This window comes from Paenibacillus sp. EKM206P, from assembly GCF_011066155.1.
Classification (GTDB): Bacteria; Bacillota; Bacilli; order Paenibacillales; family Paenibacillaceae; genus Paenibacillus; species Paenibacillus polymyxa_D.
This window is the reverse complement of record NZ_JAAMNQ010000004.1, coordinates 469,734-484,998: the sequence shown is the minus strand read 5'-3', so window position 1 is coordinate 484,998 and position 15,265 is coordinate 469,734. Positions and strand designations below refer to the sequence as shown.

General features: G+C 46.0%; 16 protein-coding genes. 11 read left to right on the top strand and 5 right to left on the bottom strand.

The annotated features are described in order from the left end of the window. The first annotated feature begins 57 nt into the window (after positions 1-57). Positions 58-450: a DUF1499 domain-containing protein gene (locus G9G53_RS12085; RefSeq protein ID WP_013309718.1), complete on the top strand. Its 393-nt coding sequence runs from the start codon at positions 58-60 to the stop codon at positions 448-450. A gap of 92 nt (positions 451-542) precedes the next feature. On the opposite strand, the gene tpx is transcribed toward G9G53_RS12085, so the two are convergent. Further along, positions 543-1,061 carry a thiol peroxidase gene (gene tpx / locus G9G53_RS12080; protein WP_029516711.1) on the bottom strand — a complete coding sequence of 173 codons (519 nt, stop codon included), beginning with the start codon at positions 1,059-1,061 and terminating at the stop codon, positions 543-545. Between the two features lie 119 nt (positions 1,062-1,180). Here tpx and G9G53_RS12075 point away from each other — a divergent pair, with 119 nt between their 5' ends. Together G9G53_RS12075 and G9G53_RS12070 are read left to right on the top strand one after the other, a co-directional pair. Beyond that, a complete protein-coding gene (locus G9G53_RS12075) occupies positions 1,181-1,804 on the top strand; it encodes a rhomboid family intramembrane serine protease (RefSeq protein WP_165147797.1) in 624 nt (207 codons plus the stop codon). A gap of 97 nt (positions 1,805-1,901) precedes the next feature. Beyond that, positions 1,902-2,840, top strand: coding sequence for a LysR family transcriptional regulator (locus G9G53_RS12070; RefSeq protein ID WP_029516713.1), 939 nt, complete (start codon positions 1,902-1,904; stop codon positions 2,838-2,840). Positions 2,841-2,919: 79 nt separating this feature from the next. Here G9G53_RS12070 and G9G53_RS12065 read toward each other — a convergent pair whose 3' ends face one another. Together G9G53_RS12065 and G9G53_RS12060 are read right to left on the bottom strand one after the other, a co-directional pair. Then, entirely contained in the window at positions 2,920-3,591 is a 672-nt protein-coding gene (locus G9G53_RS12065) for a zinc metallopeptidase (RefSeq protein ID WP_023988023.1), read from the bottom strand. A gap of 42 nt (positions 3,592-3,633) precedes the next feature. Next, positions 3,634-4,065: a MerR family transcriptional regulator gene (locus G9G53_RS12060; protein WP_049816952.1), complete on the bottom strand. Its 432-nt coding sequence runs from the start codon at positions 4,063-4,065 to the stop codon at positions 3,634-3,636. A gap of 294 nt (positions 4,066-4,359) precedes the next feature. Between G9G53_RS12060 and G9G53_RS12055 the strand changes: the two genes are divergently transcribed. The 4 genes from G9G53_RS12055 to G9G53_RS12040 all read left to right on the top strand — a co-directional run bounded on the left by G9G53_RS12055 (position 4,360) and on the right by G9G53_RS12040 (position 8,449). Next, positions 4,360-5,763: an ammonium transporter gene (locus G9G53_RS12055; protein WP_029516714.1), complete on the top strand. Its 1,404-nt coding sequence runs from the start codon at positions 4,360-4,362 to the stop codon at positions 5,761-5,763. 48 nt (positions 5,764-5,811) lie between these two features. Further along, a complete protein-coding gene (locus G9G53_RS12050; RefSeq protein WP_029516715.1) occupies positions 5,812-6,894 on the top strand; it encodes a DUF294 nucleotidyltransferase-like domain-containing protein in 1,083 nt (360 codons plus the stop codon). Next, complete coding sequence (locus G9G53_RS12045) at positions 6,891-7,628, top strand: exonuclease domain-containing protein (protein ID WP_029516716.1); 738 nt, start codon at positions 6,891-6,893, stop codon at positions 7,626-7,628. Before G9G53_RS12050 ends, G9G53_RS12045 begins: the two co-directional genes overlap by 4 nt. A gap of 176 nt (positions 7,629-7,804) precedes the next feature. After that, the gene (locus tag G9G53_RS12040) at positions 7,805-8,449 is read left to right on the top strand and encodes a TlpA family protein disulfide reductase (RefSeq protein WP_165147794.1); all 645 of its coding nucleotides are present in this window, start codon (positions 7,805-7,807) and stop codon (positions 8,447-8,449) included. A 39-nt stretch (positions 8,450-8,488) separates the two neighbouring features. Here the strand turns inward: G9G53_RS12040 and cimA are convergent, their stop codons facing one another. Further along, positions 8,489-10,105 (bottom strand): citramalate synthase, encoded by a 1,617-nt coding sequence (gene cimA, locus G9G53_RS12035; RefSeq protein WP_165147791.1) that lies wholly within the window; start codon positions 10,103-10,105, stop codon positions 8,489-8,491. Between the two features lie 292 nt (positions 10,106-10,397). Here cimA and G9G53_RS12030 point away from each other — a divergent pair, with 292 nt between their 5' ends. The 3 genes from G9G53_RS12030 to G9G53_RS12020 all read left to right on the top strand — a co-directional run bounded on the left by G9G53_RS12030 (position 10,398) and on the right by G9G53_RS12020 (position 13,772). Next, complete coding sequence (locus G9G53_RS12030; protein WP_165147788.1) at positions 10,398-11,678, top strand: DNA polymerase IV; 1,281 nt, start codon at positions 10,398-10,400, stop codon at positions 11,676-11,678. Positions 11,679-11,836: 158 nt separating this feature from the next. Then, entirely contained in the window at positions 11,837-12,079 is a 243-nt protein-coding gene (locus tag G9G53_RS12025; RefSeq protein ID WP_013309730.1) for a ferredoxin, read from the top strand. Between the two features lie 268 nt (positions 12,080-12,347). Continuing rightward, on the top strand, positions 12,348-13,772 hold the full coding sequence (locus G9G53_RS12020; RefSeq protein ID WP_165147785.1) for a L,D-transpeptidase: 1,425 nt from the start codon (positions 12,348-12,350) through the stop codon (positions 13,770-13,772). A gap of 27 nt (positions 13,773-13,799) precedes the next feature. On the opposite strand, the gene G9G53_RS12015 is transcribed toward G9G53_RS12020, so the two are convergent. After that, positions 13,800-13,946, bottom strand: a complete 147-nt coding sequence (locus G9G53_RS12015; RefSeq protein WP_023988033.1) for a hypothetical protein — start codon at positions 13,944-13,946, stop codon at positions 13,800-13,802. A gap of 218 nt (positions 13,947-14,164) precedes the next feature. Here G9G53_RS12015 and G9G53_RS12010 point away from each other — a divergent pair, with 218 nt between their 5' ends. Further along, on the top strand, positions 14,165-15,259 hold the full coding sequence (locus G9G53_RS12010; RefSeq protein WP_029516721.1) for a quinone-dependent dihydroorotate dehydrogenase: 1,095 nt from the start codon (positions 14,165-14,167) through the stop codon (positions 15,257-15,259). Positions 15,260-15,265: the final 6 nt, after the last annotated feature.

Below are 15,265 nucleotides of genomic sequence, written 5' to 3'. Positions count from 1 at the left end.
AGCAAAAAAACCGATGTGCTGCATTATGGCAACGATTATCGTGAAGGAGGAAATGTCTTGTCGTTGAAGAGGACTCTGGTAGGGATTGTGCGCAGCCAAGAAGGTACAAGCGACCGGGTCAAGGACCCCCAAATGAAGACACGCTATTATAACTTATCGAGAGACAAGGCTTGGGAAGAAGTATCATCTATTCTAAAAAAAATTCCTGGCTACAAGGTTCTTCATGAGGTAGCATCCGTAGGTGAAATTACGTTAGAGAAGCGAACGGCGTTCGGTAGAACCGTCGACATTACCGTTTCCATATTGTCTGTCTCACCAGTTCGGAGTGCGGTGGATATTTATTCTGCTTCACGCGGATCGCTAGGGGACTTGGGCGCGAATTACCGCATCATTTTGCAACTGTTCGCTGTGATTGACAAGAAGCTGTCTGCTCATAAGGTTGTGCAGTGATTGTAGATGTGTGAGCAGTGATGTGGCAGACAAACGTCAAAAAAAGCGAGGAAGGCAACCCTTCACTCGCTTTTTTAATATGCAGTCTTGATTTAGACGAGTTTTTTCACTGCTGCAATCGCTTGGTCATAGTCAGGGTGTTCGGACATTTCGCTCAAGTATTCTACGTAAGCAATTTTGTCATTTTGATCAATCACAAAAATAGCTCTATGATCCAAATGGAATTCCTTGATGAACACACCATAAGCTTCGCCAAAGGAATGATCCTTATAGTCGGACAGTGTCAATACGCGGTCAATACCGGCAGCACCGCACCAACGAGCTTGAGCGAAAGGCAGATCGACGCTGACAGTTAGCACCACGACTTGATCCCCAAGGGAATCAGCTTCCTGGTTAAAACGTCGAGTCTGTGCGTCACACACACCTGTATCCAAAGAAGGAACAACACTGATCAGTTTGACTTTGCCTGCAAAGTCTTGGAGCGTAGCTGCTTCTAACAGGTTTTTCTGTAATTTGAAATCAGGTGCCTGATCTCCAACCTTCAGTTCAGGACCTAAGAGTGTCAAAGCATTGCCTTTAAAAGTAGCAGCTCCTGTACGTTCTTGTGCCATATGTAATAGCCTCCTTGGTTTTTAGCATTGGTTATCGTTGCCGAAATCTATTATAATCTTTTATAAAAGACATTGTCCAATTTGAATAAGGTGGAGACACCCATGAAGGAAGGATTGCCTTGATTTTTTTACGTTATGAGAACTGGAAAAGTTATTTGCGGTTTTACCCAGTAACCTGTCTGATTTTGCTCATCAATATTGTGATGTTTATTGTACTCACCGTACAGGGTGGATCGGAAAATAGTTTGACGCTGATCCGATATGGAGCTTTGATTAATGAGGCGCCATTCACCGATCAACTGTGGCGATATGTATCAGCCATGTTTTTACATGCAGGGTTTGATCATCTTCTGTTCAATTCCTTTGCCATACTCGTCTTCGCTCCTCCGCTGGAGCGTTTGCTGGGGTCCTTCCGCTATGTGCTATTGTATCTGATCACGGGTATTGTAGGGAACATACTGTCCATTGCCCATTACAACATGGTGGCGGAAACGACAGTCTCTGTAGGAGCCTCAGGAGCGATTTATGGCATCTATGGGGCGTTTCTGTACGTTGCCTTGTTCCAACGTTCCTTGATGGATGATGCTTCGCGCAAAACGCTGTACACGCTGCTTGGGTTTGGTATTCTGTTTTCTTTTGCTGTAGCGAACATTAATTGGACCGCTCACTTTGGGGGATTACTCAGTGGATTTTTCATGTATGGATTATTGATTAGATTGACTGGCCAGCGCAAACGCCACTAAAGACAGTTTTACCGTAAGTTAGCAGGGAAGAAAGAGGATGATGTTCGATTGACGTCTTCTTCCGGATGTTGAAAAACAGATTGGAGCGAATATCGGAGTGGAATTACGACAGTTACAATACTTCATGAAGGTAGCGCAGAAAGAACATGTCACTCAGGCAGCCGAGGAGCTACATGTGGCGCAATCTGCGGTAAGTCGGCAAATTCATCAGCTTGAAGAGGAGCTGGGAGTTAATCTTTTTATGCAAAAGGGTCGCAATTTGCAGCTTACGCCAGTGGGACAGCTATTTTGCAAACGGGTTGAGACGATAATAAAAGATCTAGAGCGAGCTGTTTTGGAGGTTCATGAGTTTTTGGATCCTGAGGGGGGCGAAATCCGCATCGGTTTTCCGCACAGTTTGGGGATTCATCTTATTCCTACGGTAGTGGCTGAATTCCGAAAGCGGTATCCCAATGTTAAATTTAGATTTAAACAGGGGATGTATCCGAGTTTAATTCGTGATGTGTTAGCGGGTGAGGTGGACTTGGCTTTTGTATCTCCTTTTCCCGATCGTCATGATCATGTGGAGGGGGATGTGGTGCTGACCGAGGAGTTGTTTGCTGTTCTCCCGCCCAATCATCCTTTAGCCACGGCCGAACATATCACGCTGAGTCAGCTTAAGGGAGAAAAATTTATTCTGTTCAGAGATGGATATTCGTTACGCCCGATTGTCTGGCAGGCTTGTCTGGAGGCAGGATTTACCCCAGATATTGCTTTTGAAGGTGAAGAGACAGATACGATACGCGGATTAGTTGCGGCTGGTATGGGCGTTAGCCTTTTGCCTGAAATGGCGTTGTTTCAGACCAACCCGCTTCAACCTGCAAGAGTGTCAATTGTTGATCCAGAAGTCACGCGAACTATTGGCTTGATTCATCGTAGAGATGATAAACTGCCATTAGTTGCAAAGTCATTCCGAACTTTTTTGTTGCAATATTTTGGTCTTAAAGGTAGTGTTGCTACTCCGAACGGAAGTGCAAAAGCGGATTTAGGACAGTGAGTATAGTTTAGATAAAGAAAAAAGGTTGTTCTCTACCGTTAACTTGGTAGAGGAACAACCTTTTTTGCAACACAAGCAATTAATCCCGGCTGTTGAAGATACCGATTAAGCGGATTAGTTCCAGCAAGGAAACAAGAGCTGCAGCCACATAAGTTAATGCAGCAGCATTTAATACTTTGGCTATACCCCGTTCTTCATCACTACGGATAAACCCTTCCGAAACCATAATTTCTCGGGCCCGGTTGGAAGCATTAAATTCAACCGGTAATGTAATTAATTGAAAAGCAACAGTAGCCGAGAAAAAGATAATACCCAAGCCAATCAGGTTCGTGTAGCTGAATAAGAAACCGGCAATCAGCAGAAACGGTGCAATCCCAGAAGCGAAGTTTACGATCGGAAAGATCCGGTGACGGAGTGCCAGCATGGGATAATGCTCTTTATGCTGAATGGCATGACCAACCTCGTGACAAGCTACGGCAACTGCTGAAATGGATTTTTCATAATAAACGGGCTCGGACAGCCGTACGACTCTTTGCATTGGATCATAATGGTCAGATAACGCACCAGGTACTGGTTCAATAGGCACATCATGCAAACCATTGCGATCTAGCATATGCCGAGCTGCATCATAACCGGTCAACCCATTTTCATTTGGGACATCAGACCATTTATTAAAAGTACCTTTTACACGGAATTGCGCCCATAAGGATAATCCGAACGCAAGAATAATCAATATATACATACCCATCATAAAGCAACCCTCCAATATTGTTCATCATACTAGCCAGGGTATCTACATCATAGAACTATGCTCCAGCAGATACTTCAGAGCTTCGATACAAGCGGCGCTTTGTGGTAGTAGACCAGTAAGCAACTTGCGCGCTTGAACGGGCTTGAGCTGCCCCAAGAGAGGCTGTAGTTCATTGACTTCGCGTTCTAGACGCTGCATGTGCATCTCCAGACTCGTTAGTTTGTCAGTGACGTGCTCTTCCCCCGCAACCGAGTTCCATTTAATCAGTGTCTGTCTGATTTCCTCTAGGCTATACTTCTCTTGTTTCATTTGGTTAATACGTTCAAGCCTGTTTAAGGTTTCATCATTATAGAGCCGATAATTTTTCAATGATCGTTCTTCAGGTGTGATCAAACCAAGCTTTGTGTAATAATCAATAGTTCGTTCGCTGACACCAGCCGTCTTGGCTAGCTCACCAATTCGATACAGCTTCATATCCCCATCTGTCTTCACCTCGCGCTCTTCGTTCAACCTTCAATATTAGCATTTGCAAACGGAGTGTTTATAAAGAATATTTTACATGATTCCCAACCATACAGTCAAACGTTATGCTTTTTTTGAACAGAAACAAGCTACTTTTATAGTTAGTAAATATGACATGTAGTGTTTGGAACCATATTTTTTTAACATAATAAAAAAAATCTTGTCAACTTTCATGTATTCTGATTATAATGACAATAAGAATTTCACGAAATGTAAAGAAACTTAACATTCGAGGGAGTGGGCTTCATGAGAAAAAAGTGGTTAGTTGTATTATTGGCCATGCTGACAGTATTAGCTTTTCCGGTAGGTGCGTTTGCTGCTGACGGTCCGACAAATATTCAACTTCAAGCCGGGCTAAACACGGCCTTTACGTTCTTGGCATTTATACTTGTATTTTTTATGCAAGCGGGATTTGCATTGCTGGAGGCAGGCTCGACTCGAATGAAGAATGCGGGTCATGTCGCTGGTAAAACGATTCTCACCACGGGTGTTGCGGCTTTGTCCTTCTGGGCACTTGGATTTGGATTCGGCTTTGGTAATGATGGCGGAAACGGATTTATGGGACTGACGGGTTTCTTCATGAGTGGTACGGATGCGGCTGCATCGTTTGATGCTCTCTCAGGTCTGGATGTTCCGATTACAATTATGTTTTTGTTCCACTTTGCTTTCGCTGCGGTATCACTTTCTATCGCATGTGGGGGGATGGCAGAGCGTGCAAAATTAAGTGTATACATTATTTTCGGTATTTTGTTCTCCATCGTGATTTATCCGGTTGTAGCTCACTGGGTGTGGGGCGGTGGATGGCTTGGTAAGTTGGGGATGCAGGATTATGCCGGTTCGACGGTAGTCCATTTGACAGGCGCTACGGCAGCACTCGTCGCTACCCTGCTGCTCAAACCGCGTCTGGGCAAGTTTAATAAAGATGGCAAGCCGAACATTATCCCTGGTCATAACCAGGTGTACTCTATCTTGGGTGTTATTATTCTCTGGTTTGGTTGGTTTGGGTTTAACCCGGGTAGTGCTGTATCAGCTATGAACGACGGATTCTTTGGATATGTGGCCTTGACTACCAATATTGCTGCTGCGGCAGGTGGGGTTTTCGCTTTGCTCGTATCCTGGATGGTATATGGAAAAGCAGATATTCCTGCTATGCTAAACGGTGTGCTGGCGGCTTTGGTTGCTATTACTGGTTCTTGTGCCTTTGTAGCACCTTGGGCGGCATTGGTCATTGGTGCAGTTGCAGGGATCGTTACTTTCTTCACAGCGCAATGGTTCGAGCGTGCAAGAGTAGACGACCCGGTATATGCTTTCTCCGTGCACGGTGTTGCAGGGATGTGGGGCGCAGTGTCCACAGGGTTCTTCGCTACTCCTGAGCTTGTAAAAATAACTGGTGTAGGTCAAGCGGGTCTGTTCTATGGTGGTGGATTTACCCAATTAGGAGTACAGCTGCTTGGACTGATTGGCACTTTGGCTTTCGTGTTTGTCATTTCCTTCATTATTCTGGGTGCGATGAAAGCGATTATGGGTATTCGCGTTACAGAAGAGGAAGAAACAATGGGATTGGATATCAGTGAACACGGTACGTACGGCTATCCTGAGCAAATGAAGTTGGTTGCTGAGGCTGAAAAGCGTTCTGGAATTGTGAACTAATATGTAAAATATAAAGAACCAGTATGGATGAGCGGAGGAGATGGAAGTATGGAACTGCAAAATATGGCCCCTTGGGTGAGTTCCGCCGAAGCGATTGATCATGCAGATACACCTGAATCGCTAAGGCGGGCCAGGGTCGACTCTCAAAAATGGTTGCTGGCTTCTCAAGCCTCCGCTCCGTTATCAGACTGGTTACAAACGGCGAATGAAATGCATGACCGCATCGCGGCCAGAGCTGTACAAATGTGCGAAAAAGGGATGGTTGAGGATGGCTTCGGCCCTCCTCCCGTCCCTTACGCATTTATAGCCTTCGGAAGCATGGGGCGCTCGGAATCAACGCTGTGGAGTGACCAGGATAACGGTATGATTATCAGTGACACGATATCTGCCGACAAAGAATTATATTTTAGAGAGTTTGGTCGCAAAGTGTCTGCGATGTTAGAGTATTTGGGATATCCCAAATGTGAGGGGAAAGTAATGTGCTCGGAGCCGTTGTGGCGTCAAACATTATCTGAATGGCAAAAACAGCTAACAAAATGGTCGGACGATTTTGCTTGGGAGCCGATCCGTTATCTGATTATCTCGTCTGATATGAGGCATATCGCTGGAGATGAACGACTATCTGCAAACTGGAAACGAAGTTTTTATGAGTTGTTCCGAATACATCCTGATTTACCCTCGGCGGTACTTAGGAACACGGTGAGGCATAAAGCGACACTTAACATTTTAGGTCAGGTTGTTACCGAGCGCTTCGGTGAGCATGCGGGCGATTTTGATGTGAAATACGGGTTGTACATTCCGCTGGTGAACGCAGTCCGTTTTTTGGCGTTGCAACATGGTGTAGAGGAAACCTCCACCTTCAAAAGGCTCAGTCGTCTCGCATCACTGGAAGCGGCACCGTTGCCTTTACTCGATGCTTGCGAGCGTGCCTTTCGGATTGCGCTTCAGCTACGAATGGCTACACCAGTGAAGGAGAATGATGGATTGCTGGTCAGCAATGGCTACCTGGCTGTAAAGCCGCTGAAACAAGGTAAAGGCTGGCATGAGTTGCGCGAGGCGCTTTCGACGGTACGACGGTTGCATCGTGCGTTGCAAAGGCAGTTGCGATTTATGGAAGGGAGAAGGTCATGAAGGAACCAGCGCAGGGAAGTGGCTTCTGGAGCGCTCTCCGCAGAGGAGGAGTGCCGTCTGCGATCGCATCTGTAATGGGGGCTCCTACGGCTCAACAGATGGCGTTTATTCGCTCCTTAACCCGGGAACAACGGCGCTCTGAAGTATTGCGGACCCCGCTGGATCGTTTGGAGACGGTAGTTTTTGATCTGGAGACAACGGGATTTTCAGCACAGCATGGAGATGAGATTTTATCGTTCGGGGCGATTCGGGTTGTCGGGGACATGATTATGGAAAAAGAGCAGTTTTATACGCTTGTTAATCCACGGACTGTGATTCCTGAGTACATTACTGAACTAACTGGGATTACCCGGGAAATGACGGATGAAGCTCCACCACTTATGAATGGACTGCACGACTTTATGTCCTTTGTAGGTGGGCGAGTACTTGTAGCACATGCTAGCGCTCATGATAAGGCCTTTTTGAATGCTGCGTTATGGAAAACATCTAAAGTTCAATTGACTCATCGTGTTCTGGATACGATGATGCTTGCCAAATGGCTTGAGCCACAGCAACATCAAACCTACAGTTTGGATGAATTGTTGACCTATCAATCCATTCCGATTGAAGGGCGGCACCATGCGTTAGAGGATGCGAAAATGACGGCTAAGCTGTGGGTTGCTTATGTTCAGGAAATGTTGAAGCGTAATGTGACCAATTTGGCAGATGTCTACGCGCATTTAAGTCATGCCTGATTCAGTACAAGGCATAGCATTCATATACACATCAAAACAGCAAGTTCGCGATTTCGTCGTTTTGCTGTTTTTTTTTTTTGCGTCTTGTTCAGATTTAGAAGGTTAGAGCTGGGAACAGTATGGGCATCCTATGGAGAAGGTAAGGGCCATTCAGATGAAAGACAGGTGATAAGACTGTGAAAAAAATTCTTTTCATCAGAGCGATGATTATACTGGTTGTGGTTGGGGCTTCATGGGGAGTTATTGCAAACACAACTTATGCAGCAAACCTGTCCATGGAAAATGCACTATTAAAAGAGGAATACGGTAGAGAAAGACTTGAAGCTGAGAAAGAGGTAGAGGCTGAAACAGATGCGGTAGAGGTAATGAAAAAGATAAAGCCTGGTCAACGGCTTCCTTCTATGATTTTAAAGGGGTTAAACGGCAAGACCTACGATGTAGGGGCCCCGCGCAATAAGGCTTTGGTTATTAGCTTTTGGGCTTCATGGTGCGATCCGTGCCGATTAGAAGCGCCTATGCTGAATGAGTTGTATAGTAAGTACAAAGATGATGTAGATGTGTATGGTATCAATGTAACTCGTTATGATCGATTGGAGGATGTACAGAAGTTTTCCCGCTCTTTGGATCTCCAGTTTCCCATTTTACTTGATGAGCAAGGAGTATTGTTTGAACGAGTTGGAGGGGTGGCTTTTCCGACTCATGTAATGGTTGATCCTTATGGACAGGTCAGCGAAATCATCATCGGCATGCTCAGTGAGCAGGAGTTGGAACGCAAAATTGAAACTCTTCAAAAAAAGAAGGTGTCTTTGGGATCCGAGTAGACCGCCAAAGGCACCTTATAAGCTCATGCGAGCAACTGATTAATGATTAACTAATCCATGATGAGTAAGCTCTGACTGATCGTTTGTTGGAGTTGGTGCTTCCAACAATGCGTAACGGAAGCTGTCCAAGAGAGCTTCCCAGCTGGCTTCAATTACATTTTCGGATACGCCTACGTTACTCCAGACGTCCTCGTAATTTTTAGACTCAATGAGCACACGTACCTTGGCGGCGGTGGCATCCTTTTCGTCAAGCACACGTACCTTGTAGTCGGCCAAATGCATGTCCCGCAAAGCAGGGAAATATTGAGAAAGAGCCTTGCGGAGTGCGTTATCGAGCGCGTTGACAGGACCGTTGCCTTCAGCTGCAGTATAGACACTCGTCCCTGCGACATTCAGTTTCAAGAATGCCTCGGATACGACCGGGCGACCGGCTGTTTTCTCTACCAGCACTTTGAAGGACTCAAAAGAGAACATTTCCTTCACTTCACCACCTGCTTCACGAATGAGCAGTTCCAGCGAAGCATCCGCGCCTTCAAATTGGTATCCCTGATGCTCCAGTTCCTTGATGCGGCTAATTACGCCACGTGCCTCATCACTGGATGGGTCAAGGGTGATGCCCAGCTCTTGCGCTTTGGATACCACGTTGCTTTGCCCGGCCAGTTCGGAGACCAAGACCCGCTGCTTGTTCCCCACAAGTTCAGGAGCGATGTGCTCATAAGTTCGTGAGTCGCGCAGAATGGCTGACACATGAATGCCCCCCTTATGGGCAAAAGCTGCATTGCCAACATAAGGCTGGTTCACAGGCATATTGACGTTGGCGACTTCGCTCACAAAGCGGGCTGTATTGTGGAGTTGCTTTAACTTCTCAGTATCTAGACAGTCGTAGCCCAGCTTGAGCTGCAAATTAGGAATGACGGAGCACAGGTTAGCGTTACCACACCGTTCACCGTAGCCGTTGATGGTACCCTGAACCTGCCTTGCGCCTGCTTGTACAGCACTTAAAGAGTTCGCTACTGCCAATTCGCAGTCATTGTGTGTATGAATACCCAACTGCGACCTCGTTATTTGGCTTTGCAGCACAGTGACAATTTCCTGAATCTCATGCGGTAAGGTGCCGCCGTTTGTATCGCACATCACGAGCCAATCCGCGCCTGCTTCTTCTGCTTTTTTCATAACGGCCATTGCATACTCGGGATTGTTTTTATATCCGTCAAAAAAATGTTCGGCATCAAAAATAACCTCCATGCCCCCTTGCTTTAAAAAGGCGATGGAGTCGTAAATCATAGACAGATTTTCCTCCAGTGTCGTCTGTAAGGCGGTGTGTACATGAAAATCCCATGATTTACCCACAAGTGTAGCAGCCTGAGCGCCGGATTCCAGAATTCGTTGCAGATTGACATCCTGTGCTGCGATGCTATCTTTGCGGCGCGTGCTGCCGAAGGCGACAATCTTTGCCCGAAGGCCCAGTTCTTGTACCCGTTTGAAAAATTCGATATCCTTGCTGTTGCTTCCGGGAATCCCGCCTTCAATATAATGAACACCGAGATCATCGAGTTTTTTGGCGATTTTCAATTTGTCATCAGCAGACAAGCTAATTCCTTCTCCTTGAGTGCCGTCTCGCAGCGTTGTGTCAAAGATAGAAATAGCGGTGGACATGAGGGACTCCTCCTTTGCGGATTGCTCAGATTGGTAATATTCTGCTTTTTTAAGCACATTAATTTAGTTGTTTAACGCTTAAAAACAGGAAAGCGTTAGTTTGTCGTGTTCGTATGTTAGTCGATTATATCAACTTATGACTTCAATTGTAATATATAATTATCATTTTTAGCCGCAAAACCTTTATTTTTTATGTAAAATAGAAATGGTACTTAAGGGTATCTCAAGTGTAAAATCAAAACACATATTCCCGCGATGACGGGTGAATTTACAGTTAAAAGAAGGGTTGAGCATGAAAGATGTCAGTGCTTATTATCCGGTTGGCGGGCGAGTTATTCTGCATGTGGATATGAACGCATTTTATTGTTCCGTTCATGCCGCGGAGGAGCCAGAGAAATATAAGGGACTGCCTACCGCGGTGGCAGGCAGTAGTGAGCTGCGCAAAGGTGTAATTGTAACCTGCTCTTATGAAGCCCGACGATTGGGCATTTCAACAGGAATGGTCGTTCAGCAGGCTCGCCGGATCTGTCCACAGCTCATCGTAATACAGCCTGATTTTCACTTGTATCGTCGTTATTCCAAAGCATTTATGAGCATTGCATATTCGTATACGCCTATGCTGGAAGCAACTTCAATTGATGAGTGTTATCTGGATATTTCTGGATCCAAACAGTTTGGAACACCTATGGAAATTGCTGAGGAAATCCAGCGCAGAGTAGAAGACGAACTCGGTCTGCCCTGTTCAATTGGAGTTGCTCCCAACAAGTTGCTGGCAAAAATGGCCTCTGATCTGAAAAAACCACGTGGGATCTCTGTTCTACGTTTGCGTGATGTACCCAACATTTTGTGGAACCTACCTTGTGGTCAATTGTTTGGTGTGGGCCGCAAAACGGCAGATAAGCTTCTACAAATGAACATTCGCACCATTGGGCAACTGGCTAAGGCTGATGAACATATGCTGGTTGGGGTATTTGGTGTGACGGGTTCGTGGTTAAAATTGGCTGCTAACGGGATTAATCATTCTCCAGTCAGCACTGAGCGGGAGCCAAACAAGTCTATCGGCCACACGACCACCTTACCTATGGATGTGGTCAAACTGGAAGAAGCCCAACGGGTACTTCTTAACATTAGTGATCAGGTAGCCCGGCGGCTTCGACGACACGGTATGCTGGCAGGAGGTATACAATTGACGATTCGGACGCCGGATATGAAGACCTTTACGCGTTCTCAAGTCAGGAGCACTCCTACGGAAAGTGCAGAGGACATATATAAGGAAGCTTGTGCGTTATATCGTCGCCATTGGGGAGAAGATAAGCCTGTGCGCTTGCTGGGGATTACGCTACAGCAGCTTATTCCAAAGGAGGAAGCGGCCGTTCAAATGGATCTATTTGAATACCAGGATCAGCCCAAGAAAGAAAGCTTATTGAAGACGATGGATGCACTTCGCGACAAGTTTGGTGAAAATGCAATTTTGACCGCTGGGATGCTGGGAGATGATCCTTCGGTACTTCTTCGCAACTCCAAGTTGCGCGGAACTTCGCTGCAAAAAGACAATCTACCAACTCCGGAGTGAACTTTTGGATAGATTAGTGCAAGCAGAAGCTTACGTTATAAGCATTTTTTGCATGAAGGATAAAGGAAAATAATTTGTAATAATATTGGGTTTGTATTAATATGTGAATAGAATGCAAAAGCTGGTTTGTTTGATTGTATAGGAGGAAGAGAAAAGTTATGGCTAAATACACTTGGGTAGAAAAAGATACATGCATTGCATGCGGAGCCTGTGGCGCTACAGCACCAGACATTTATGATTATGATGATGAAGGTTTGGCTGAAGTGATCTTTGAAGGGGATGCCAACCAAGGCATCAAGGCGATCTCAGAAGACCTGTTTGATGATATGCAGGATGCTTGTGACGGTTGCCCTACGGATTCCATTAAAGTAGCAGACGAGCCGTTCAATAAAGAAGGTTAAGCGTAGGCTTCTTTGATAGGCACAGCACCGACAGTTCCCTTCGCCGTATAACGGTGAAAGTAAGCTGTTGGTGCTGTTTTTTTAGGTTATAGAATGGTTCAGCGGAGGCTGAACCATTCTATAACCGCAAGAAAAACTTCTGCCAAGCGCGGTCTGGCTTCTGTGAAAGTACGTCGATAGACGTTTTTCTTATGTGCTGTCCATCAAGTCTATTTTTACCGATATACATAATAGGAAGTATGCAAGATTACACGATCAGGAGGATCCGATGAACCATTCGCCTCATCTTAAATCGTATGTGAAAAAACACCCTGATAATAAAATGGCCTGGTATTTACTCGGCAAAGAGTATGAGAGCAGCGGTCAGGAGGGCAAAGCAAATTATTGCTTTAATCGCGCAGGAGAAGTGTTCGAAGCCTTCGAGCATAAACAGATTCCGGCAGACGTATGGATGGAATATCAGGATAAACTGGTTCAGATGTCCAAGGAGAAGGAGCGAAGAACGGCTCGAACACGTCGCTTGTTAACTGCGTTAATGGTACTACTGCTCATATGGGTTCCCTCAGCTAATTCACCGAGACCTTCAAATGAGAATACATTTGATCCATCTGGAACTGAGCAGGCAGCAATTGATAATATTGAAGTTACGAAAGTGGCCACTGCTGATCCGAAGGAGACGGCCCAGATCGGTGTGGTTGGTGGTGTGTTTACGGCTCAAGCTCGAAAAGGGAGTGAAGCTGGAACGGGGCTTACTGATATGTTGGCTAAGACTAGCCGACTGCCATCCAGGACTACGGTGTTGGGCATGGAGCAAGGGGGCTCGTGGCTGCTCTGGAGAGAGGGCATGAAACCATTACTTAGTGTACAGAACAAAGGAAACGGCGGATTAGCTGTTCAGTCTTACGACGCAGCTGCGTGTGCTTGTAAGCCGTCAGACAGTGAAAATCTTCGCAAAGCAGGTCTAAAATGGGCTGCTGGACAGGAGGAATTAGCTGTGCTGAATAGCTCCATGCGTGCTTTTCGCTCACAGCATCAACGTCTTCCCCAGAGTCTTGATGAACTGACTCGAGACTTTCCCGCTAACACGATGTATGGTACGACAGACGGGATGAAGAAGGCTTTTACACCTATGCGTAATTTACTTGCTTCACCAGGAAAGGGAACAGGGAAGGCAGTAGATTTAGACGCTGACTCGTTGGCCGGAAGCAGTCCATTACTGGCATCGTCATTGCACGGAAGGCCTTTTCTGGGGCAACCGCTGCGAATTGTGGTGGACAAATCTAAGCATAGGCTCGCCCTGGTAAGTGGCAATGTACTTATTCGAAATTATCCTATCGGTTTGGGTGGAGAAAGAACACCAGAAGGGAAATTTGTGGTTACCGATAAAGTAGTAAATCCGAACGGAAAATCCAACGGTGAGTTTGGCAGCCGTGGAATGCAACTGTCTGCAACGAATTATGCCATTCATGGCACGAACGAGCCGGACAGCATTGGCAAAAATGAGTCTTTGGGTTGCGTCCGAATGGGTAAAGAGGATGTGGAGGAATTGTTTGCACTCGTACCTTCGGGTACGGAGGTAGTCATTGGTAACGGGGGATTGCCTGATCAAGTGCTTGTGCCTGGTTCTCGATTTACAAGTGAGCCGCAGCATGACCAGACGAATCCCCGCAAAACCTATCACTGGCTAAATTAAAATTTTGATGCTATTGCTACTTGGTGTTTAACGATTTCCTGCTTGTGCTAAAACAATGACCAGAATAATTACAATGATGAGGAGAACAAAGCTGACGGCGGTCCATACAATCGCTTTCTTGTTCACCTCATCCTTTTTCTTTTGCAGACTGGGCGGCTTGCGCTTGGTCTTCATATCAGCAATCCCTCTTTTCTAACGAGCTAAGGTCTTGTCTTACTATGTCCATTGTAAATGGTTTGATTATACATTTTCAATGACATCTCCATGACAACTGAATTGTTCTGATGTTGCACCTCGCAAATTACTTTCTTTTTGGTATGGAAAAAGCTAAACTATTTTGTAGAGATGTTTTTTTAGGATTGTGCAAGGGCATAGAACGGAGTGGATGAATCGTGTTGTATCGAAGGATTGCGAAACCTGTTTTTTTTAAAATGAGTCCAGAGACGGCCCATCATGTAGTCATTGACGGTTTAAAACATGCGGGCTCACTTCCTGGTGGAGCAGCGACACTGCGAGGAATGTACGGAGTCAAGGAGACGGAGGATCTTGCCGTTGATCTGTTTGGCATTCATTTTCCCAACCCGATTGGACTGGCTGCAGGACTGGATAAAAATGCAGAAGCGGTTACTGGTTTTTCTTCCATCGGGTTTGGATTTATGGAAGTGGGAACGGTGACACCTGTGGGACAGCCCGGTAACGATCGGCCACGTTTGTTCCGACTGCCTCCCGATGAGGCATTAGTCAATCGGATGGGCTTTAACAATCTGGGTGCTGAGAGCATGGCCAAGCGTCTGGCTGCACTCAAACATCGACCTGTTCCGGTCGCAGTTAATATCGGCAAAAATAAAATCACGCCCAATGAGGATGCTCATAAGGACTATGAAAAGTGTATTTCCGCACTGTATCCGTATGCGGACTTCTTTGTAGTGAATATTAGCTCGCCGAATACGCCGGATTTACGAAAGCTCCAGCATGGTGATGAACTGAAGTCGTTATTGGAAGCGGTTCGGGCAGAGATGGGAGTCCAGGCGAAAAAGTATGGCAATGCCAAGTCTGTACTGGTTAAAATTGCGCCAGATGTATCGGATGAGGAATTGGAATATATGACAGATGCGATTGCTGCCAGTGGAGTAGACGGCATTATTGCGACCAATACAACGATATCCAGAGCTGGTTTAACGCACCGAAATGCGAGTGAAACAGGAGGGCTGAGTGGTAAGCCGCTGCGTGACCGTTCCACAGAGGTCATCGGACGGGTGTATCGCCAGACGGAAGGTAAGCTTCCTATTATCGGATCAGGCGGTATATTCACGAGCCGTGATGCCTATGACAAAATTAAAGCAGGCGCAAGTCTGATTGAAATTTATACAGCATTGATCTACGAAGGGCCGGAAGTAAATAGAGCTATACATGCTGGCCTGCGTGAGCTGCTTCGAAAGGACGGCTTTAGACACATTACCGAGGCTGTTGGTGCAGATCACAGATAAAAAAGT